This is a genomic window from Pseudomonadota bacterium (assembly GCA_022572885.1).
Lineage (GTDB): Bacteria > Pseudomonadota > Gammaproteobacteria > Steroidobacterales > MnTg04 > MnTg04.
Genome location: JACZVC010000008.1, coordinates 1 through 20,538 on the forward strand (window position 1 = coordinate 1; position 20,538 = coordinate 20,538).

Annotated in this window: 19 protein-coding genes and 1 tRNA gene; 12 read left to right on the plus strand and 8 right to left on the minus strand. The window is 55.0% G+C overall.

The window, feature by feature from the left end; genetic code table 11:
- A partial coding sequence (gene deoD / locus IIA05_04260) for a purine-nucleoside phosphorylase (GenBank protein ID MCH9026318.1) occupies positions 1 to 201 on the minus strand: 201 nt, incomplete at its 3' end.
- A 343-nt stretch (positions 202 to 544) separates the two neighbouring features.
- Between deoD and IIA05_04265 the strand changes: the two genes are divergently transcribed.
- Both IIA05_04265 and IIA05_04270 read left to right on the plus strand, forming a co-directional pair.
- On the plus strand, positions 545 to 2,893 hold the full coding sequence (locus IIA05_04265; protein MCH9026319.1) for a TonB-dependent receptor: 2,349 nt from the start codon (positions 545 to 547) through the stop codon (positions 2,891 to 2,893).
- A gap of 158 nt (positions 2,894 to 3,051) precedes the next feature.
- Positions 3,052 to 4,449, plus strand: coding sequence for an amidohydrolase (locus IIA05_04270; GenBank protein MCH9026320.1), 1,398 nt, complete (start codon positions 3,052 to 3,054; stop codon positions 4,447 to 4,449).
- On the opposite strand, the gene IIA05_04275 is transcribed toward IIA05_04270, so the two are convergent.
- A complete protein-coding gene (locus IIA05_04275; protein MCH9026321.1) occupies positions 4,446 to 5,660 on the minus strand; it encodes a phosphopentomutase in 1,215 nt (404 codons plus the stop codon). The genes IIA05_04270 and IIA05_04275 overlap by 4 nt on opposite strands.
- A 33-nt stretch (positions 5,661 to 5,693) precedes the next feature.
- Positions 5,694 to 6,923, minus strand: coding sequence for a NupC/NupG family nucleoside CNT transporter (locus tag IIA05_04280; protein MCH9026322.1), 1,230 nt, complete (start codon positions 6,921 to 6,923; stop codon positions 5,694 to 5,696).
- Positions 6,924 to 7,033: 110 nt separating this feature from the next.
- Here IIA05_04280 and IIA05_04285 point away from each other — a divergent pair, with 110 nt between their 5' ends.
- Both IIA05_04285 and IIA05_04290 read left to right on the plus strand, forming a co-directional pair.
- Positions 7,034 to 7,213, plus strand: coding sequence for a DUF1427 family protein (locus IIA05_04285; protein ID MCH9026323.1), 180 nt, complete (start codon positions 7,034 to 7,036; stop codon positions 7,211 to 7,213).
- Positions 7,210 to 7,371, plus strand: a complete 162-nt coding sequence (locus IIA05_04290; GenBank protein ID MCH9026324.1) for a DUF1427 family protein — start codon at positions 7,210 to 7,212, stop codon at positions 7,369 to 7,371. Before IIA05_04285 ends, IIA05_04290 begins: the two co-directional genes overlap by 4 nt.
- Before the next feature lie 121 nt (positions 7,372 to 7,492).
- Here the strand turns inward: IIA05_04290 and IIA05_04295 are convergent, their stop codons facing one another.
- Positions 7,493 to 7,957, minus strand: coding sequence for a cytochrome c5 family protein (locus tag IIA05_04295; protein ID MCH9026325.1), 465 nt, complete (start codon positions 7,955 to 7,957; stop codon positions 7,493 to 7,495).
- Positions 7,958 to 8,110: 153 nt separating this feature from the next.
- Positions 8,111 to 8,977 (minus strand): protoheme IX farnesyltransferase, encoded by an 867-nt coding sequence (cyoE, locus tag IIA05_04300; protein ID MCH9026326.1) that lies wholly within the window; start codon positions 8,975 to 8,977, stop codon positions 8,111 to 8,113.
- A gap of 118 nt (positions 8,978 to 9,095) precedes the next feature.
- Between cyoE and IIA05_04305 the strand changes: the two genes are divergently transcribed.
- From IIA05_04305 to IIA05_04330, 6 genes are all read left to right on the plus strand, one after another.
- Entirely contained in the window at positions 9,096 to 9,848 is a 753-nt protein-coding gene (locus IIA05_04305; GenBank protein ID MCH9026327.1) for a hypothetical protein, read from the plus strand.
- Between the two features lie 33 nt (positions 9,849 to 9,881).
- On the plus strand, positions 9,882 to 11,234 hold the full coding sequence (gene coxB / locus IIA05_04310) for a cytochrome c oxidase subunit II (GenBank protein ID MCH9026328.1): 1,353 nt from the start codon (positions 9,882 to 9,884) through the stop codon (positions 11,232 to 11,234).
- 73 nt (positions 11,235 to 11,307) lie between these two features.
- Positions 11,308 to 13,056 carry a cbb3-type cytochrome c oxidase subunit I gene (locus tag IIA05_04315; protein ID MCH9026329.1) on the plus strand — a complete coding sequence of 583 codons (1,749 nt, stop codon included), beginning with the start codon at positions 11,308 to 11,310 and terminating at the stop codon, positions 13,054 to 13,056.
- A gap of 3 nt (positions 13,057 to 13,059) precedes the next feature.
- Entirely contained in the window at positions 13,060 to 13,719 is a 660-nt protein-coding gene (locus IIA05_04320; protein ID MCH9026330.1) for a cytochrome c oxidase subunit 3, read from the plus strand.
- A 14-nt stretch (positions 13,720 to 13,733) separates the two neighbouring features.
- Positions 13,734 to 14,426: a heme-copper oxidase subunit III family protein gene (locus IIA05_04325; GenBank protein MCH9026331.1), complete on the plus strand. Its 693-nt coding sequence runs from the start codon at positions 13,734 to 13,736 to the stop codon at positions 14,424 to 14,426.
- 9 nt (positions 14,427 to 14,435) lie between these two features.
- Entirely contained in the window at positions 14,436 to 14,753 is a 318-nt protein-coding gene (locus tag IIA05_04330; protein MCH9026332.1) for a cytochrome C oxidase subunit IV family protein, read from the plus strand.
- A gap of 31 nt (positions 14,754 to 14,784) precedes the next feature.
- Here the strand turns inward: IIA05_04330 and IIA05_04335 are convergent, their stop codons facing one another.
- Genes IIA05_04335 through IIA05_04345 form a run of 3 tightly spaced genes read right to left on the minus strand, consistent with a single transcriptional unit; the run spans position 14,785 to position 17,740 of the window.
- Entirely contained in the window at positions 14,785 to 15,474 is a 690-nt protein-coding gene (locus tag IIA05_04335; protein ID MCH9026333.1) for a copper oxidase, read from the minus strand.
- Positions 15,474 to 17,147, minus strand: a complete 1,674-nt coding sequence (locus IIA05_04340) for a multicopper oxidase domain-containing protein (GenBank protein MCH9026334.1) — start codon at positions 17,145 to 17,147, stop codon at positions 15,474 to 15,476. Before IIA05_04340 ends, IIA05_04335 begins: the two co-directional genes overlap by 1 nt.
- Before the next feature lie 5 nt (positions 17,148 to 17,152).
- Entirely contained in the window at positions 17,153 to 17,740 is a 588-nt protein-coding gene (locus IIA05_04345; GenBank protein MCH9026335.1) for a hypothetical protein, read from the minus strand.
- 436 nt (positions 17,741 to 18,176) lie between these two features.
- Here IIA05_04345 and IIA05_04350 point away from each other — a divergent pair, with 436 nt between their 5' ends.
- Together IIA05_04350 and IIA05_04355 are read left to right on the plus strand one after the other, a co-directional pair.
- Positions 18,177 to 19,925 carry a pyrroloquinoline quinone-dependent dehydrogenase gene (locus tag IIA05_04350; GenBank protein ID MCH9026336.1) on the plus strand — a complete coding sequence of 583 codons (1,749 nt, stop codon included), beginning with the start codon at positions 18,177 to 18,179 and terminating at the stop codon, positions 19,923 to 19,925.
- A 90-nt stretch (positions 19,926 to 20,015) separates the two neighbouring features.
- Positions 20,016 to 20,092: transfer RNA gene (locus IIA05_04355), tRNA-Arg, on the plus strand.
- The last annotated feature ends 446 nt before the right edge of the window (positions 20,093 to 20,538 follow it).

Consider the following 20,538-nt stretch of genomic DNA (forward strand, 5'->3'; position numbering starts at 1 on the left):
TATGCCCATGCCATGGGCCATGACCGATACATCCATCCCCTGGTATTTACCGGTGAAACCCCACATGTTGCGTACGTCGTTGACCCGGCGGGCATCGTCGAGGAAGTTTTCGGCGATATATTTTGCCCGCAAAGGATCGCCCGGCATCAGGATGGTCGGCGCAAAGTCGCCGGGCTCGGCATTAATGTGTTTGGTTGCCATGTTGAACCGATCTCAGGGTGAATGGGTTGCTCCTGTCCTGCGCTTCGCCGAAAACGAGACTAAGGGTCTGAATTTCATAATAAAACACCCTCGCAGACCAGAATCGCAGGGCAGCCAATTGTACACAAAGACGCTTTTGTTTGTAGCGGGCGCGCCTGAGGGCTTTGCGGGTCGTGGTCACAACGGGCAAAGTCACGCCGGCCTGTATCTTGCAACAGGCTTGAATCCGGTAATTTCCTTCACCCGGGAAGGCTGATACCGGGTTTTCCAAGTTGCGCTATCCGGCGTTTTTGCTATGCTGTGAGTACCAAAAAGAACATCCATTTTCAGGGGAAAAATAATGATCAGGGCAATCAGAAGATCAGTTTTCTGCGTGTTTGTTTCTGCTGTGGCGGTGAGTTTTGCCAGCAGCCCGGCCGTTGCTCAGGATGAGGAAGGAGGCGCTACCGAGCGCTTGCTGCCGGAGGTCGTGGTTACCGCACAAAAACGCGAGCAAAACATCCAGGATGTGCCGATTTCGGTATCGACGCTGAGCGGCGATGAGCTTGCTGCAATCAATTCAGCGGGCGCGGATATTCGGGCTTTATCGAACCGGGTACCCAGCCTGCAGATCGAGTCGTCATTCGGGCGGACCTTTCCACGCTTTTATATACGCGGTCTGGGTAATACCGATTTCGACCTGAACTCTTCGCAGCCGGTTTCGCTGGTCTATGACGAGGTGGTCCTGGAAAACCCGATCGTCAAGGGTTTCCCGATGTTCGACATGGATCGCGTCGAAGTGCTGCGCGGCCCGCAGGGCACGTTGTTCGGACGAAATACGCCGGCCGGCATCGTCAAGTTCGAATCGGTCAAGCCCTCCCAGGACCAGGACGGGTATGCGCGGTTTTCCTATGGAACCGATGCCCAGATAGACTTCGAAGGAGCTTTTGGGGGAGCGTTATCGGACACCACGTCGGCCCGTATCTCAGTCCTTTACACCGAACGTGACGACTGGGTAGATAACACCTTTACCGGCCAGTCCGACGCACTCGGCGGTTACGATGAACTGGCGGTTCGCGCCCAGTTGCTGATCGAGCCGAGCGATGATTTCAGCGCGCTGCTCAATGTGCATTCGCGCAACCTGAACGGTACGGCACGTCTGTTCCGCGCCAATATTATTAACCCCGGAACAAACGACCTGGTCTCCGGGTTTACCCCCGACACCGGGTTTGACCGCGACTCAATCAGCATCGATGGCGAGAACTTCCAGGACCTGGACGCCTTCGGCGCATCGGCGAAGCTGGTATGGGATCTTGGGACGACCACGCTGACCTCGGTCACCGGTTACGAGAGCGTCGAATTGTTTAGCCGCGGCGACATCGATGGCGGTTTTGGCGCGTCTTTCTTACCATCATCCGGCCCCGGCTTTATTCCGTTTTCCGCGGAAAGCGCTGACGGTATCCCGAATCTGGACCAGTTCAGCCAGGAATTCCGGCTCTCAAGCAACGATTGGGACAAGGGAGTCTGGCAGGCCGGCTTCTATTATTTTACTGAAGACATCGATATTGAGAGCTTTTCCTACGATACCTTGTTTGGGGGTGTCGACTGCTCGCAATTCGGTGAGACCTTTTGCGATGGCTACGCAACGCAGTCGCAGGAAACCGACGCCTGGGCGATATTTGCTTCGGTTGATCTCGCGATCTCTGATGTTTGGTCGGTCGCCGGTGGACTGCGTTACTCGGATGACCAAAAAGACTTCGTGGCCCAACGGTTTCTACCCCTGGGCTTCAACGCCGCCATGTTCGGAACCATGCCGACCGGTCCGATTCCACGAAAAACGGATGACAACGTGATCACCTGGGATATCAGCACGACCTATGCTGTCAATGATCATGTCAACTTTTACAGCAGGCTCGCAAAAGGCTTCCGTGCACCGAGCATCCAGGGCCGCGTATTGTTTAACAACGATATCGACGGTACCGACCCGGCCATCGATGGTGTTTCGGTGGCGAAAAGCGAAGAAATCATCTCGATTGAGGCCGGGTTCAAGACCGAATCGGTTGATGGCCGTATGCGCTTCAACATCAACGGCTTTTATTTCGTGGTCGACGACCAGCAGGTTACGGCCGTCGGTGGCGCAATCAACATCAATACCTTGTTCAATGTCGATAAGACGATCGGCTATGGGTTTGAGGGCGATCTGCAATTTGTGCCGAATGACAACTGGAGTTTCAGTGCCGGCATCAGCTACAACAACACCGAGATCGATGACCCGAACCTGACCGTTACTCCTTGTGGCGCACCGTTTATTCTTTGTACGGTTCTCGATCCGTTGGTCGCAGGACCGGGCGGGAGCATGCTTGCGGCTATCGATGGCAACAGCCTGCCACAGGCGCCCGAGTGGGTAATCAGCGGGACCGCACGGTATTCGGCTCCGATGGCGAACGGCGAATTCTATGTCCTGCTCGACGGTTCGTATCGCAGCGACATAATTTTCACCCTGTATGAATCGGCGGAATTCAGCAGCGATTCTCTGGTGAATCTGGGCTTGCGTGCGGGATACGTCGTCAACGACGGCCAATATGAGTTTGCTGTCTTTGGCCGCAACATCACCGACGAAGTGGAACTGGTTGGCGGCATCGACTTTAATAACCTGACCGGTTTCGTCAACGCTCCGCGGACCTGGGGTGTGGAGGTTATTACGCGCTTCTAGTCAATTATCAAGTAGTAGACGATGGCAAAAGGCCCGGCCCGAACAGCCGGGCCTTTTTTTGATTCCATCGCGTGCTTTTGCTTGCAACGGCAACCGGTATAATTGAGCAGGTGTCAACCAATGAAAAGAGTGAATAGACCATGAAAGGAAAGAATCAAATGCCGGCAATTTTTCTGTTTCTTTTGGCGGTGCTCACAATACCGACTGCCTGTGCCAGCGATTCGCAAAAGGTCGACCTGATCATCAGGGGTGACCACGTCCTGACCATGGACCCTGATCAGACGGTGATCACCGACGGCGCCGTGGCAGTCAACGACGGCATCATCGTCGCCATCGGTCCGGCCGAGGGGATCATGGCCAGCTACCAGGCCAAAGAGCTGCTGGATGGCACCGGCAAGATCGTGATGCCGGGCCTGATCAACGGGCACTCTCATGCCGCAATGACCTTGCTCAGGGGCATTGCCGACGACCTCGAACTGATGGAGTGGCTGACCCAATATATTTTCCCGGCCGAAAACCGCTTCGTCGATGCAGCATTCGTTCGTCTCGGTACCGAGCTGGCCTGCTGGGAGATGTTGCGCGGCGGTACCACGACGTTCGTGGACATGTATTACTTCCCGGACAGCGTTGCCGAGGCCGTGGAGACCTGCGGAATGCGAGCGGTCATCGTGCCATCGACGATAGATCAGAAAAGCCCGGACGCCGAGAACGGCGAGCAGTCCTTGCGCCAGGCGGTCGATTTCGTGCAGCGGTGGCGGGGCAGGAACAACCGGATTATTCCGATTATCGGCACCCATTCCGTCTATACAGTCTCACCCGAGAATCTCGTGCAGGTGCGGGCCGAGGCCAAAAAGCTCGGCGTTGCGGTCGGCATCCACCTGGAGGAGTCGCCATTCGAGATCGATATCACCCGGGAAAATCACGATATGACCCCGGTCGAATTGCTCGATTCGCTGGGGTTTTTCGATGGCCCCACCATAGGCGCGCACGTGGTCTGGCCCAGCGAGACGGATATTGCGGTGCTGGTGGAAAAGAATATCGGCGTCATTCATAACCCCACGTCGAATATGAAGACTTCAGCAGGCGTTTCCCCGGTGGTCGAGATGCTGGCGGCCGGTGTTAAAGTCGGTCTGGGCACCGACGGCGCCGCCAGCAACAACGATCTCGATATGTGGGAGGAAATGCGCCTGGCCGCTTTCCTGCAAAAAGTCAGCACCATGGACCCGAAAGCCTTGCCGGCGTCCGCGGTCTTGCAGATGGCCACCAGCGGCGGTGCGCAGGCGATCGGGCTGGGCGCTGAAATCGGTTCGCTGACGGTCGGCCGCAGAGCGGACCTGATCCAGGTCAGCTTTGCCGATGTCCACTTCGTGCCCACTTACGATATCGTTTCTCACCTGGTCTACGTAGCTGACGAGCAGGATGTCGAATCAGTCATCGTCGATGGCAAAATTGTCGTCAAAGACAAGCAGGTTCTGACCGTAGATACAAAGCGCGTCCGCGCCGAAGCCAATGCGCTGGCCGCAAGAATACAGGCGGCCCTGGCGGCAAATCCCTAGCCCAGAAAACTGGCGCCATACTCCATCGGGGAAAGATCGAAGTACGCGGCCAGGCTTTGCCCGATATCGGCAAAGGTCTCCCGGCGGCCCAAAGAGCCTGGCTGCACAGCGTTGCCATAGACCAGTACCGGTATATGCTCACGGGTATGGTTAGTGCCCGGCCAGGTCGGGTCGCAGCCGTGGTCGGCGCTGATGATCAGCAGGTCCTCGTCGCCCAATACGGCGAACAAGTCCGGCAGCCGTGAATCGAAATACTCGAGCGCGTTCGCATAACCGAGCACATCCCGCCGGTGGCCGTAGAGCATGTCGAAGTCCACGAAATTGGTGAACACGATGGACCGGTCGGGAGCCGAGGCGAGCGCGGCCAGCGTGGTATCGAATAAGGCGGCATTGCCGTTGGCCTTGAGCTTTTGGGTGATCCCCCGGTGCGCAAAAATATCTGCTATTTTGCCGACGCTGATGACTTCGCCGCCGGATTCCACCAATTTATCCAGGACCGTCGGCGCCGGTGGCGGCACGGAAAAATCACGGCGATTACCGGTACGCTCAAAACTGTCTTTGTCATCGCCGACGAAGGGTCGTGCTATCACTCGCCCGATGTTGTAGTCGTCCACCAGTTTCCGGGCGATTTTTGACAATGCCAGCAATCGATCGAGACCGAAAGACTCCTCATGGCAGGCGATCTGGAACACGCTGTCGGTCGAGGCATAAACGATCGGTTTGCCCGTTCGCATATGTTCCGTGCCCAATTCCGCGATAATCACGGTGCCCGATGCGTGACAGTTGCCCAAAACACCGGGTAGGTCAGCCTGTTCGATCAGTTTTTCCAGCAGTTCGGGCGGAAAAGTATGCTCGCGTTCCGTGAAATACCCCCAGTCGAACAACACCGGCACGCCGGCCATTTCCCAGTGCCCGCTCGGCGTGTCCTTACCGGTGCTCAGTTCGGCCGCATGGCCATAGGCGCCAATGATTTCGATATCGCGGTCGAGGCCGGCCGGAAATTCGCCGCAACTTTCCTTGCTTGCGTGCAGCAGGCCCAGGCGCGAAAGATTGGGCAGGACCAGTGCTCCGCGCGAGTCGCCGGCCAACCCGCGGGCGCAATGTTCCGCGATATGGCCGAAGGTATTGGCACCGCTGTCGCCGAAGCTTTCAGCATCCTCGGTCTCGCCGATGCCGAAAGAATCCATAATCAGGATGATGGCTCTTTTCATTTTCGTGACCCGCGGTCCTGAACCGTTGTCAGGTCACATCCCTTGCAGCGACAGGAAGAAACCGGCGAGCGCGGCATTCATCAGGTTTGCCAGCATGCCTGCGACAACCGCCATTAAACCCAGCCGGGCAATATCGTGGCGGCGTTTCGGCACGATACTCCCGAGCCCGCCCATCAGTATGGCGATGGACGACAGGTTGGCGAAGCCGCACAGGGCAAACGTCACAATGGCTTGGGTGTGTACGGACAAAGTGTCCTTGATCTGCACAAAGTTCACATAGGCATAGAATTCGTTGATGACAAATTTCTGCCCGATCAGGTTTCCTGCTACGACCGCCTCCGACCATGGCACGCCGAGTACGAAGGCAAGCGGCGCGAATAACTGGCCAAGGAAAAATTGTAGGGTGATGTCCTGATAGCCAAACAAACCGGCGACGCCGGAAATCAGGCCATTGAGCAATGCGATCATCGCCACGAAGGCCAGCAGCATCGCGCCCACATTCAGTGCCAGTTTAAGCCCGATCAGTGCGCCGCTGCCGACCGCATCGAAAATGTTGACCGGTTTATCCTCGTCTTTCTCGGGTTCGATCTTCGCATCTGCTGCCCGATCATCCGTTTCCGGCTTGATGATCTTGGCCATCAACAGGCCGCCAGGCGCCGCCATGAAGCTGGCCGTGATCAGGTAATTGAGATCGACGCCCATGGACGCGTAGGCCGCCATGACGGCACCGGCAATGGTGGCGCAGCCGCCGGTCATCACGGCGAACAACTCGGACTCCGACATGTTGGCGAGATATGGCTTGACCACCAGGGGCGCTTCGGTGTGGCCGACAAAAATATTGGATGCCGCCGACATGGATTCGGTACGACTGGTCTGCAGCAGGCGATGAAGACCGCCGCCGACAAAGGCGACTACTTTTTGCATGATCCCCAGGTAATAAAGCGTCGACATCAATGCCGAAAAGAAAACGATTACCGGTAAGACATTCAGTGCAATCGTAAAACCCAGGCTTTCTTTTGCCCGTGTCCCAAAAACAAATTCAGTGCCCGCGTTCCCATAATCGATGACATGCTGCACACCAGATACCACGCCACTGAGTAAATCCCTGCCCGCGGGAAAATACAGAATCAGCGCAGCGATGGTCGCCTGCAAGGAGAAAGCGAGCACGATCGTTCGATAATTGATTTTCTTGCGGTTATTGGAAAGCAGCATCGCTAGCGCGATGAGAACCATCATTCCGACCAGGCTCATGAGTATCGGCATTGGAGAATCTCTGTAACGCAGGGTCATGGTAATTTACTATCAATTGCCACGCGTTTGCACTCAGTGTGTGAATTTATAGGAAAAAAAGGCGTTTCGCCGGGAGAGAAGCAATGAAAATGGTGATCGGATCCTTATTGGCGTTTGCAATCGGAGCCCTGTGCAAGGTCACAGGCGTACCGGTGCCGGCGCCGCCGGCCATTATGGGTGCGCTGCTGGTGTTCTCGATGACCAGTGGCTATGTGCTGGCCGGGCGCTATGCCCGCGCCAGGCAAGAAGGAGACCCGTCATGATTCCATCCGCTATCGGTCTGATCCTGGGCATGGGTATCGGGATCGCTTGCTACTGGTTCGATATTCCGCCCCCGGCGCCGCCAAAGCTTGCCGGCGCACTGCTGGTGATTGCGATGACCGCGGGATTTGTTGCTACCGATTTGTTGATCGGTGGGTGAAGTAGTCCGGACTGGCAGAGACTTTCGATAGCCAGGCCTGGCGGGATTGGCTGAGAATTCCATGTATCGTCCAGGCAGAAAAAAGGCGCCAGCGGCGCCTTTTTTGCAATCCACCGCGAGCTCAATGATACAGGCGCGCCATGTAATCCACGGCCGCTTTGACATCATCGTCGCTCAGGCTCATCGCGCCACCCTTTGGCGGCATCATCCCGGTATCGCCCTGGTAGCCATTAATCGCATGCTCGTACAATGTCGGCAGGCCCTGGTCTATACGCGGTGCCCAGGCGTCGTGGTCACCGACTTTCGGCGCGCCGGCAATGCCGATACCATGACAGGCGATGCAACTGGTGTTGTAAATATCTTCACCGGACGTTGCAGCGGCAACCGGTTCCGGCTCCCGCGCCACGGCCCCATCGGACTGGCCGGCGATGGCAACCCGGGCGACCGGCGCAATACGCTTGGCCAGTTCTGCCTGGTAAGTCGGATCTTCCATCACGAAAACATTTTGGGTTTCCTCAATAATTGCCTGCGCCACAAAAAAAATAACAAAAGTGAATACAACCAGCAGGCCGAGAACCAAACCCATTTTATCGAAGAATTTGCGGTCGTGGCTCACAGCGCTGCTCCTGATTCCGGTGCGTAAATGGGCGCGCGAAGTATACTGGCAAGGCCGGCCGCTATAAAGGAAGGCGCTTGATATCGCCCGGTTTAATCATCCGCGCGCCACTGCATGTGGCGTTTATGCGAGAAAGAGCCTATCCAGAATGGCCGCCGTGAGCAGTAGACCCAACTGCACGATCGATGCGGCGAATGTTCGCCAACTTTGCGAAACACTGGGTTGGATCACGAGGCGTATGCTTGCAGCAATGAAAAACGTGCCGCCAGCGGCGGCGCCCAATAAGTAGATCCACCCCAAACCGAACCACACAAGTGTAAGGGATAATGTCACCATGGCCACCGTATGGGCGAGAATCGCCCGAGTTGCGGTGCTTTCGGTGACTACCACCGGCAACATCGGAATTTCCGCTGCCGCATAGTCCTTTTTACAGGCGAGGGCTAACGCCCAGAAATGTGGTGGTGTCCATAAGAACAGCACGGTTGCCAGTATGATTGGAGCTGGCGCGAGGGAGGAATCCACCGCGGCTGCGCCCGCCATAACCGCAAAACTGCCCGAGAGACCCCCAATCACGATATTGAGCCAGGTGCGGCGCTTCAGCCACACGGTGTAAACCACACCATAGGTGAAAGCACCGAGAAATATGTACGCGCCAGCGATTATGTTGGTTGCCAGCGTCGCTGCCACCAGCCCCACGAACAAGACCAAACCAATCGATCCCAGCCAGTAGCCATCGGCCTTAAATCGCCCGGTCACGAACGGTCGCTGCTGGGTCCGCGTCATCTGCGCGTCGATATCGCGCTCGTACAGCTGGTTGAACGCTCCAGCGCTGGCCGAGGACAACAGCACCCCGAGCCCGAGTACCAGTACCTGCCAAGGGGACAACCCGCTACCCGGGCTGACGGCAATGCCTGCAAGCGCGCATGCCATGATCAAGAACCCCAGTCGTACCTTTGCGGTGGCGTAAATCAGCTTTAGCGTTTGAATCATCGAAAAATCAATGTTATGGCGAAAGTGCTGGGACGTTACCAGAGCATCGCGACATTATAACTCAAACGGGAAATACGCAGAGATTCCACTTTGGAGGCGGATACTTGCGGTGTGGCCGGTGGCCATGCACCGGATTGGCAAGGAGCCGCAATCCGGCCGCGGCGAGTCACGGAACATTACGACAACCGGCGAGGGTGAGGCTGCTCAAGCAATCGAAATCCGCTGGCTGCGGCGCCACGGTCCTGCGCATAAGGTCAGGGTACGTGGTTTATCGCACCGTGTGCTAGTATTTCATCGAGTTGGCCGATCTGCCAGCTCGGGGGGGGAAATGATGAAATGTTTGTATTACCTCGCGCCCACGCTGGTCAGTAGCCACAACATTTCTGATGATTTACATGAGGCTGGCATTGATGACTGGTTCTTTCACATTCTAAGTAAAGACGAAGCCGGGCTAAAAAAAGAAAAATTACATTCCAGTAACTATATCGAAACATTAGATATTATTCGCGACGGAGTGATAGGCGCGAATCTGGGCTTTATCATCGGAGCAATAGTTGCCGCTGTGTTTATGTACTTCGAGCCATTTGGCCCGGACAGGCCAACTTACATTTATTTTATTTTTGCCGCTTTTGTAACACTGTTTGGTGCCTGGGTAGGTGGTTTGACGGGTATCGACAACGAGAACGCCAAGCTGCGCAGATTCCACGACGACATCGAAGCCGGCAAATATCTGATTTTAATTTACGCCCGGAAAATGCACGAAGAGACGATCAGAGCAATGATGGGTAATAAGCATACGGAAGCTTCGCTGGTCGGGGTTGACACGCATTTCATCAATCCGTTTAGTCGCGTGCGGCGCCGCCGGAAATAATGAATTCTTGGCCCACATGAAAGGCGCTAGGGTATGGCATTAGCAATTGTTCTGGCTTTACTGGTTATCGGGTCTGTCATATTCCACTTCTGGAGCCCATGGTGGTTTACACCGGTAGCGTCGAACTGGGGATCGATAGACGACACAGTAGAAATCACCTTTTGGATCACCGGGATTGTCTTTGTCGCGATCAATTTATTTTTGGCCTACGCGGTTTTCCGCTACCGCAAAAAGAAGGGGTCGAAGGCACACTACGAACCGGAAAATACCAAGCTTGAGATCTGGCTTACGGTAATTACCACTGTCGGGGTGGTTATATTGCTGGCGCCGGGCCTGATTGTCTGGGCAAAATTTGTCAACGTCCCCGAAGGTGCGGCGGAGGTTGAGGTCATTGGTCAACAGTGGCATTGGAGCTATCGTTTTCCAGGAGTAGACGGCGAGTTCGGCACTATCGATCCTAAGCTTTATAGCTTCGATAACCCCTTCGGCATGAATCCTGACGATCCCAACGGTCAGGACGATATTTTGGTATCGAGTCAGGAAGTACACTTGCCGATAGACGAGCCGGTTAAAATTCTGCTCCGTTCCAAAGACGTGCTGCATAACTTCACCGTGGCGCAATTCCGGGTCAAGATGGATATGGTGCCGGGTCTGGTCACTTACATGTGGTTTACCCCCACTCGAACCGGAACATTCGACGTGCTTTGCGAAGAATTGTGTGGTGTGGCGCATTACGCCATGCGTGGGCGAGTCGTGGTGGATGAAGCGGACGCGTTCCAAGCGTGGCTGAGCGGCCACCCCACCTACGCCGAGACCCTGATTAAGACACCGGCTGATGCCCATGCGGGCCAGGCCTTGTATGCGGTGTGCAGCGCTTGCCATGGACCAGACGGGGGCGGCAATGCAGCGTTGAACGCACCGAAATTGGCCGGTCAACATGCTTGGTACCTCGAGCGTCAATTGAACAACTACAAAGCGGGCGCCCGCGGCACGCACGAAGACGATGTTTTTGGCAGGCAGATGGCGCCCATGGCCGCAACTTTGGTTGATGACGCCGCGATTGCGAACGTAATCGCCTATATCGATACGCTTCCGGATGATGCCGCCCCGGCCACCGTGACCGGGGATGCCAGGAGGGGCAAAAAACTTTATATGACCTGTGCCGCCTGTCACGCGCCTGATGCGAGCGGTATTTGGTCGCAGAAAGCTCCTCGCTTAGCCGGTATGAGTGACTGGTATATGAGCAATCAAATCAAGAACTTCAAACAAGGTATACGTGGCACCCATCTAAAAGACACCTATGGCGGGCAGATGGCGTTGATGGCGAGGATGTTGCGTAACGAAAAGGACATAAATGATGTCATTGCCTACATCAATACTTTGTGACGGCCGCCGGGAATGGAATGATGATATTCCGATCAGCAACGCGCATTGAGAAAATAGACTAGAGGTTTTTCTGATGGAACATGTAGCAATCGCCGACCAGGTGCACGAGCTTCACCACCCGAAAAGCTGGTTTACAACCTATATCTGGAGCCAGGACCACAAGGTCATTGCCGTTCAGTACACCATCACCGCAGTCAGCGTCGGTTTGGTCGCCCTGGGCATGTCGTTATTGATGCGTCTGCAACTGGGGTTCCCAGACACCTTCTCTTTGATTGCGCCATACGAGTATTACCAGTATGTAACCATGCACGGCATGATCATGGTCATATACCTGCTCACCGCACTGTTTCTCGGAGGCTTTGGGAACTACCTGATCCCGCTGATGCTGGGTGCCCGCGACATGGTTTTCCCGTACTTAAACATGCTGAGTTTCTGGGTGTATTTGCTCGCGGTCATCGTTTTAATGGCGAGTTTTTTCATACCGGGCGGACCAACCGGCGCCGGTTGGACCCTGTACCCGCCACAGGCCATTTTGACAGGCACGCCGGGCGCCGACGGCGGCATTTTCCTGATGCTTGTTTCTCTTGCGATTTTCATTATTGCGTTCACCATGGGCGGGCTGAACTACGTGGTGACTGTGCTGCAGGCGCGTACCCGCGGCATGACCCTGATGCGCATGCCGCTAACCATTTGGGCAATTTTCACCGCCACCGTTCTTGGCCTCCTCGCGTTCCCGGCTTTATTCGTCAGCGCGGTAATGATGTCGTTTGATATGAAGCTTGGCACCAGCTTTTTTATGCCCGCGATTTTGTCCATGGGTGAAACGCTCGATCACGACGGTGGCAGCCCGATATTGTTTCAACACTTGTTCTGGTTTTTTGGTCATCCCGAGGTTTACATCGTCGCGTTGCCAGCCTTCGGTCTGGTTTCGGATGTGCTCAGTTGCCATGCCAGGAAAAATATATTTGGTTATCGGATGATGGTATGGGCGATCCTGGCGATCGGCAGCATCAGCTTTGTCGTGTGGGCCCACCACATGTACGTCAGTGGTATGAACCCCTATTTTGGCTTCTTCTTTGCGACCACGACACTAATTATCGCGATCCCGACGGCCATCAAGGTATACAACTGGGTGCTGACCCTTTGGCGGGGGAACATCCACCTCACCGTCCCGATGCTGTTTGCGATCGCCTTCATTTTTACCTTTATTCACGGCGGACTGACTGGCCTGTTTCTGGGTAACGTGATTGTGGATATCCCGCTTTCAGATACCTATTTCGTTGTGGCTCATTTTCATATGGTAATGGGTGTGTCGCCGGTGCTGGTTGTATTCGCCGCGCTCTACCATTGGTTTCCAAAAATCACCGGAAAGATGTTTAACAAAACTCTGGGCATGATCCATTTCTGGCTAACTTTCCTCGGCACTTATGCGATCTACCTGCCGATGCACTATCTTGGCTTTTTGGGCGTGCCACGCCGCTACTACGCCCTGGGAAGCACCGACTTTATCCCCGAGTCGGTCCAAACGCTGAATGCAGGCATTACCGTGGCGGCCTTGATCGTTGGCACGGCCCAGCTCGTGTTTATCGTCAATATGATCTGGAGCCTGAGCAAAGGCAAGAAAGCCGAGTCCAATCCGTGGGGAGCTACGACTCTGGAATGGCAGACCCCCGATACCCCTCCCAAGCACGGTAACTGGGGTCCCACACTGCCGGTGGTTCATCGCTGGGCTTACGATTACAGCGTACCTGGTGCCAAGCGGGACTTCATTCCGCAAAACGAGCCCGATGAAGAAGCGGGCACGAGCGGTAGCCGGGACTGAGTTGTGATTGTCACACTAGCGTTCCTGGTGGTAGTCGCCATCATCGTCGTGTGGTGGTTGCTGCCGCAAAACCTGACCGCCAAACCATGGCTGGCGCATGGCCCCATCGAGGACCCCGGACCGGAACGCGATTTCGCAACGGCAAAAATCGGTCTGTGGGTGTTCCTTGCGGTAGTCAGTTCAGTGTTCGCCTTGTTCGTCAGCGCCTATTCGATACGCATGGAGCTTGCCGATTGGAATCCGCTGCCGGATCCCAGATTGTTGTGGATCAATACGGGCGTGTTGTTATTGAGCAGCGCTGCCTTTCAACTTGCACGTAACGCTACTCAAAGAGAACAACTGCACGGCGTGAGGACCAGTCTCATAGCAGCGGGTATCCTTACATTTGCATTTCTGGCTGGGCAGCTATTGGCGTGGCGACAGTTAAACGCCAGCGGCTATTTCATATATGCTAACCCGGCCAATGCGTTCTTTTACTTGATTACCGCCCTGCATGGCTTGCACCTGCTGGGTGGTTTGTGGGTGTGGAGCAGGACCACTTACAAGGTATTTGGCGGTGCTGACGCGAGCAAAATAGCCCTAAGCGTGGAGCTGTGTACCATTTACTGGCACTATTTATTGTTGGTTTGGTTGGCGTTGTTTGGTTTGCTGTTGTCCACGTAGAAGGATAAACGCGTATGGCACAAGATGCCCTAACAAGTACAGGTGAATCTATCGCCGTGCCAGATGGCCTGGCTGGGGTAGCTTCCGATTGGTCCGCGGATAAGGAAGCCTTCGGTGTCCCTTGGGGCAAGGCGATGATGTGGATATTCCTGGTCAGCGATACCTTCATCTTTGCCAGCTTCCTGACCGGCTACATGACGGTGCGGATATCTACCACCGTGCCGTGGCCAAACACTAGCGAGGTCTTCGCTCTCACGATTGCCGGCCAGCATATTCCCCTCGTCCTGATCGCCATCATGACCTTCGTTTTGATTACCAGCAGCGGAACCATGGCCATGGCCGTTAATTTTGGTTACCGTGGCGATCGCAAAAAAACCGCCATGTTGATGATGGCCACCGCCGTTCTTGGCGCAATGTTTGTCAGCATGCAGGCATTCGAATGGACCAAACTGATCATGGAAGGCGTGCGGCCCTGGGGTAATCCCTTTGGGGCTGCGCAATTTGGTTCGACATTTTTTATGATTACCGGCTTCCACGGCCTGCATGTGTCAGTAGGGGTAATCTACCTGAGCATCGTCGCTTTTAAAGTCTGGAGGGGTGACTACGCGCGGAAAGGCAACTACCAGATTGTGGAAATCACGGGGCTTTACTGGCATTTCGTTGACCTGGTCTGGATATTTATCTTCGCACTCTTCTATCTGTGGTAGGGGGAAAACATGGCGCACGCAGAAGGGCAACAACATCCGATTAAGATTTATTTGTGGATCTGGCTATTGCTGTTTGTTCTCAGCGCGTTCTCCTATATGGTGGACTACCTGCAAATCCAGGGATATCTCCGCTGGACTTTGATCCTCATATTTATGTTTTTGAAGGCAGGCCTGATCGTCTCCGTCTTTATGCACATGGCCTGGGAGCGGCTTGCATTGGTCTACGCCATCCTGGTGCCGCCCCTTTGCTTGTTCGTATTGGTCGGCCTGATGGCCACCGAAGCTGACTATACTTTCCTGACGCGGCTGGCGTTCTTTGCGAAGTAAATCGTTAGTAACCCAGGTTGTGATCAGCCTGTCAAAAGATTCTCTTCCGCAACAACAGGAGCGTGGTCAGCACAAAGGCGGCGACGGCGGACAGGCCCACGTACCACTCGATTTCTTCAGGCACATAGGCGTCAGCAATGAAATTGCCGCTGACACCTGGAATACTCCACAGATCCCCACTGCCACGGCCAACTTTTAGCTGGCCTTTCATGCCTTTCTCCATGTGTTGTGCGACATCACAATGCACCAGGTAGGTCTGGTGATCGCTCGGCACGATGAACGTACCCGTTCGACTGTGACCACCGGCAGCTTCCAGGTGAAACATGCCGCCCGGGTAAAGATACCTGGGCAGACCGTGGATCATCCATTGGTGCCTTACTTGATCCTTGTTGACAAGAGTTATCGTCACCCGGCTGCAAGGTTCCACCAGGAATTCGTGCTGGCTAAAGCCATACACGGTCCCTGGATTATCGGTTGCGAATTCGGTGCCGGCGGAGACTGTAAATTCATAATCGGGGCCGAATTGCTTGCAGTCGCGAGGCAACACATCGGTGTTGCTGTTCATCACGACGCCGCCATTATCCAGGGTCATATTGTGCTGGTGAGCGGAGTGTTGCGCAGTCTGCGCTGGGCCGGGTTGCTGTGAAGCTCCCGCCGCCATTGCGACGCAGCCGAGGATTACCGCTAGAAACGCACTGCCGGTGTTTGCAGATCCCAGCATCACCAACGCTCAGGATGTCTGGACGCCACAAGGACCAGCGAGAAGACTGCACCGAGGGCGATGGCAAACCCCAGCAGCCGCACAATCATCCAGCCATCCATCCTGGGCTCAGAGAACAAACCCGGCGCGTAGCTCTCCCATACAGGTGTTTGTCTGCGGTAATACGCTTCGGTGAAGTAAGGCTGCCAATTCACGCCGTAAGTCTTCGGCCAGCCATCGTCCTGGAGGTAGTCCTCGTAAACGATTGCGCTGATATTGCCGCCGGGTCCTATACCATCAGTGGTAACCCCCCTGCTTTGATGGTCGTGAAATAGCCACACCCCACTGCCGTAGGAATTCAGGCCATCGTTTGTGGTCACCAAGCTTAGATCGAGGCGCTGTGCAGTGGCGATCCAGACCACGTCTCGGGTAATCCGTGAGGCGGGCTCGACGGCGATGCCGTCACGGTGGGTAATGGTGACGGTGTGCCCATGCGTATGTAAAGCAATCCCGTTACTGCCACCGTTGGCCACGCGGAGTTTAATGCGTTCATCGGGTCGTGCGATTACCAGGGATTCCCTGAAAGTGTAAGGAAAGGACCGGCCATTGAGCACGAAGTAGTCGCTGGTTGCATCGGTGACGTCGTAGCGTCGATGCATTGATTCGGTAATCAGGCGCGGGTCGTTGAAACGCTGAATGCGGTTATTGAGATCGCTGTCTATGTCCATATAATGCAGGTCGTACTCCCTGTCAAATTGTTCCTTGACGGCCTGCGAAGGCACGCGGACATGGCCAGCGCCTATATTCAGTGTTTGTAACCAGTTATTCGGACGGTTTTCTTCAACAACAAATAGTCCCTGTAGCCCCATCATGACATGGACATGGGGCTGCACATGGCAGTGATAAAATTTGGTACCCGCCGTGCGCGGATTTAGATCATAGGTTCGTGCCTGACCCGGCAAGACGGGCACTTCACTCGTAAAGGGCACGCCATCGTTGCCTTCGCCGGAAGCGTCACGGAAGGAATGATCCACGCCGTGAAAATGCAGGGTATGGGGCATGTAATGACCATTTTCCAAGGTTATCCGGACCTGATCGCCTTGCTCGATTCGAATTACCGGGGAAGGCAACCGTAGCAATGCACGTGCCTTTAGCGACTGAAAATTTTCCGTGTCCATACCAAAATGCTTGGGTACAAACACCCAGAAACCCGGCTTGATACCAGGCGCAATGGCGAATTGAGTCACCGGTTGTTGCAACTCCGGGGACCCGCCATTCAACTCCACGACTTCAAGCCGGATGTGAATTTCATCGGGATCGCCATCGCCATCCAGGTCACGCCCTTTCACCACCGCATCAGGCGTCAAGCCACTTTTCATCAGCGTCTGATGAGACACATTGTTGGTGCCACGCACGAATGCGGCGATCGCGTGGGGATTATCGGCAACACAGGTGGGTGAACGACGTATCTCAACGCCCTCGATGGTTTGCGCGTCCCGCCAGCCCAACACATCGGTGGGGCACGGCTCTTCCCCCGTCTCGCCCGCCGGCGGCCTCGATTCTGGCAGAGGTCTGTAACTACTTACTCCAAACCACTGGGCAAACTGAAGGCGCAGAGACTTCGGATACCACTGTGGCGGGAAACACAGCAGTGCGACCAGAACTGATATCAACAACCACCAACGAGTACGCATGGTTACTACCTCATACGAGCAGCCTTGGCGCGCCAGCGGGCGAAACCACCGCTCATAACCCAATAATTGATTTGCACAAGAATTACCAAACCGATAAACAGTGGCAGATATCCAAAGCCCGTGCCGCCTACTTCAAAAGGGAATACTGCCCGGTAGATTTTGCCTTTGGTCGGGTGCTTTGTTGTTACGATGCCGATGTAATTGCCTGGTTCTTCAAAGGTATATTCCACCGTAAATACTGCATTAGGCCGTTTTACGGGAGGTTGATAAAAGACCGTCTGACGTTCGAGGTATTCGCTTTGGGCAATATCCTCCCATTTCGCAAAACGACCGAGATCTTTTATATCCCGAATAATCCGGAAGTCCAGCGGCATCTCTTTCAGGCTGTTATGCAGGTAGTCAAGCACGAACACAGTGCCGGTTACATCTGGAATATCCTCACAATACTCCTTATTTGCCCTCGTTTCTGGCTGGTAGATGGTGAAGTGTGCCTGGAAGAAATCGATTTGAATGATGCACAAATCGTCCTCAGAAGAGACCCCTCCATGTGCTGCCGCTTTCAGGCAAAAACACAGCGCGCCCAGCAGGGGCAACCAGCGAGCGTTGTGCGAGGATAGTAGATTGCAGCGCATATAATTTACAGGCTCCATCGCCCTGAACCGCCGGCCTAAGGGAGCGGGGAATTTTTACTGGCATCTATAACTACATAACTTCACGCCGGCACCACTCTCAACCGGCGCCAATTTCATCACGAATATGGCGCGCGAATTATACCGGCAAGGCCGGCCGCCTTAAAGGGAGGCGCTTGATTTCGGCAGGTCCTGGGTTAGAGTGACTGAACGGTGGGAGGTAGATATGTGCCGATTACTGATCGTAGTTGTTTTTTTGTATGCCGGAGTCGCTAACACAGAAGGTAGCTGGCCATATTACGGTAATGACGCTGGTGGCAGTCGATACTCGCCTCTGACCCAAATCGACGCAGCTAGGCTCGACCAACTCGAGATCGCCTGGCAATTCCGTACTGGGGAAATGGGCCAGAACGCCAGGCAGGGAGACCGGCTCACCTTTCAGGCTACGCCAGTGCTTTGGGACGGCAAGCTCTTTCTAAGCACCGCTTTTGGTGAGGCAATTGCTGTCGACGCCGCAACTGGTAAAGAGGTCTGGCGTTTCAATTCCGACGTTCCGCGCGACATGCGTTTCGGGGAAGTTGCGTCGCGTGGGGTCACGATCTGGGAAGACGACATCACGAATCCATCTTCCGAATGCGCAGCCCGTGTCTTCATGGGAAATATCCTTGGCCAGCTTTATGCCCTGGACGCCAGGACCGGCTTGCCCTGTGAGGATTTTGGCGAACAGGGCATGGTTGACATGCGCCAGGGCGCGCGCTCAAAAAAAGCAGGAAACTACACGATAACCTCGCCACCTGCCTTGGCCGGGGAACGCCTGATCGTCGGCTCTGCGATCGGCGATAACAGTGCAGTTGATTTGGCGCGCGGTATCGTTCGTGCGCTGGATGTGCGCAGCGGAGAAGTGCTGTGGACCTGGGACCCGATTCCGACCGACCCCGATGATCCGGCGTTTTCGACATGGGAAACCGGAGTCAAAGAAACCGGTGGCGCCAATGCCTGGCCGCCGCTGTCCGTGGATCCCGAAAACGGGCTGGTTTTTGTTCCGACAGGATCGCCGTCGCCTGATTTTTACGGGGGCGAGCGCATTGGTGATGGTGTTTACGCCAATTCCATCGTGGCTTTGAGTATCGATAGCGGGGAAGTGGTCTGGTACCGCCAGCTTGTGCACCATGACGTCTGGGACTATGACCTGCCAGCCCAGCCGTTGCTGATTGACCTGCAAAAAGACGAACAAAACATTCCGGTTGTGGTGCAGACGACCAAGATGGGAATGGTGTTTGTCTTCAACCGAATCAATGGCGAGCCGGTATTTCCGATTGAAGAAAGAGCTGTCCCACAAGAAGGAGTAGAAGGCGAACATCTCTCACCCACCCAACCGTTTTCGTCACTGCCGCCACTGGTCAGCCACGAAGCGATTACCAAAGACGATGCCTGGGGCCTGTTGTTCTTTGACAAACGGTCTTGCGCCAGAAAACTTGAGCAATTCCGTTCCGAAGGAATATTTACCCCTCCCAGTTTGCAGGGAACGATGATGAATCCCGGCTATGCGGGTGGATCAAACTGGGGTGGGCTGGCCTGGGATCCGAATCAACAGATTATTGTCGCCACGGTCATGGAGCTACCATTGTGGGTCAGGTTGACACCCAGAGAAGAAGCGATACGACTTCAGGAGCTCGGCGAGCTTGACCGGGAAGGGTTGTCTCCCATGAGTGGCACACCCTATGTTATGAATCGCGGATTGGTTGAGTCACCGCTTGGCGTGCCCTGCACTAAACCCCCATGGGGAAGCCTCGTCGCGATGGACCTGGGCAAAGGCGAAATTATCTGGAAAAAACCACTGGGGACGATTGAAGATGTGGCGCCGGCCATCGTGCCGAATCTTGAGCTAGGGACACCCCTGATTGGTGGCGCCATCATTACTGCTTCCGGTCTGGTCTTTGTCGGGGCCGCGTCGGACAATTATCTGCGCGCGATTGACCTGAACACCGGTGAGGAGCTTTGGAAGGGACGACTGCCCGCCGGCGGCCAGGCGACGCCAATGACGTACGAGTTAAATGGGCGCCAGTTTGTGGTTATCGCCGCCGGTGGACACGGAGCGTATGGCACTACACGCGGCGATTACCTGGTGGCTTTCTCGCTGGGTGATTGAAAGTTCTGGCACTGGAAAGTGAGTGAATGCCTCTCGAATAGACGGGTCGAAAGAATCAGGGCTTGCTGGTATCCTTTGCGACCTTATTAAGCGCCCGTAGCTCAGTTGGATAGAGTACTGCCCTCCGAAGGCAGGGGTCACAGGTTCGAATCCTGTCGGGCGCGCCAATTAAAACAGCGGGTTAAGCTGCGTTTTGCAGCGTAAGAACACCTGATACGGAACACGTACGGAAATGCTTCCGGAGACCAGCTCTCTGCCTCAGTCGCCTGATTGGCGAACGGCCGGAGGGTATTACGCCCCTCACGGCGGTAACAGGGATTCAAGTCTCCTAGGGAGTACCATATTTATCAATCACTTAGCGAAAATTCTGTCCTTGAAAGAATGTTTTCCCAAACGGCTCCCAAAAGGAGAGACGCTATGTCTATCATTATCAATCTAAGGAAATTTGTATCGCGGTATGTACACGAGAACGCGGCTCCCGAGTTATACCTCGACACGATTCGCGTGAAATAGGGCGGGTTGGGGCGCTGCCAAGAATGTCCGCTTACTGTTGGTCGATAGCAAACAGTCGCCAAAAAGCTACCTTGGCCGACTAATCACACTTTACGAGCAT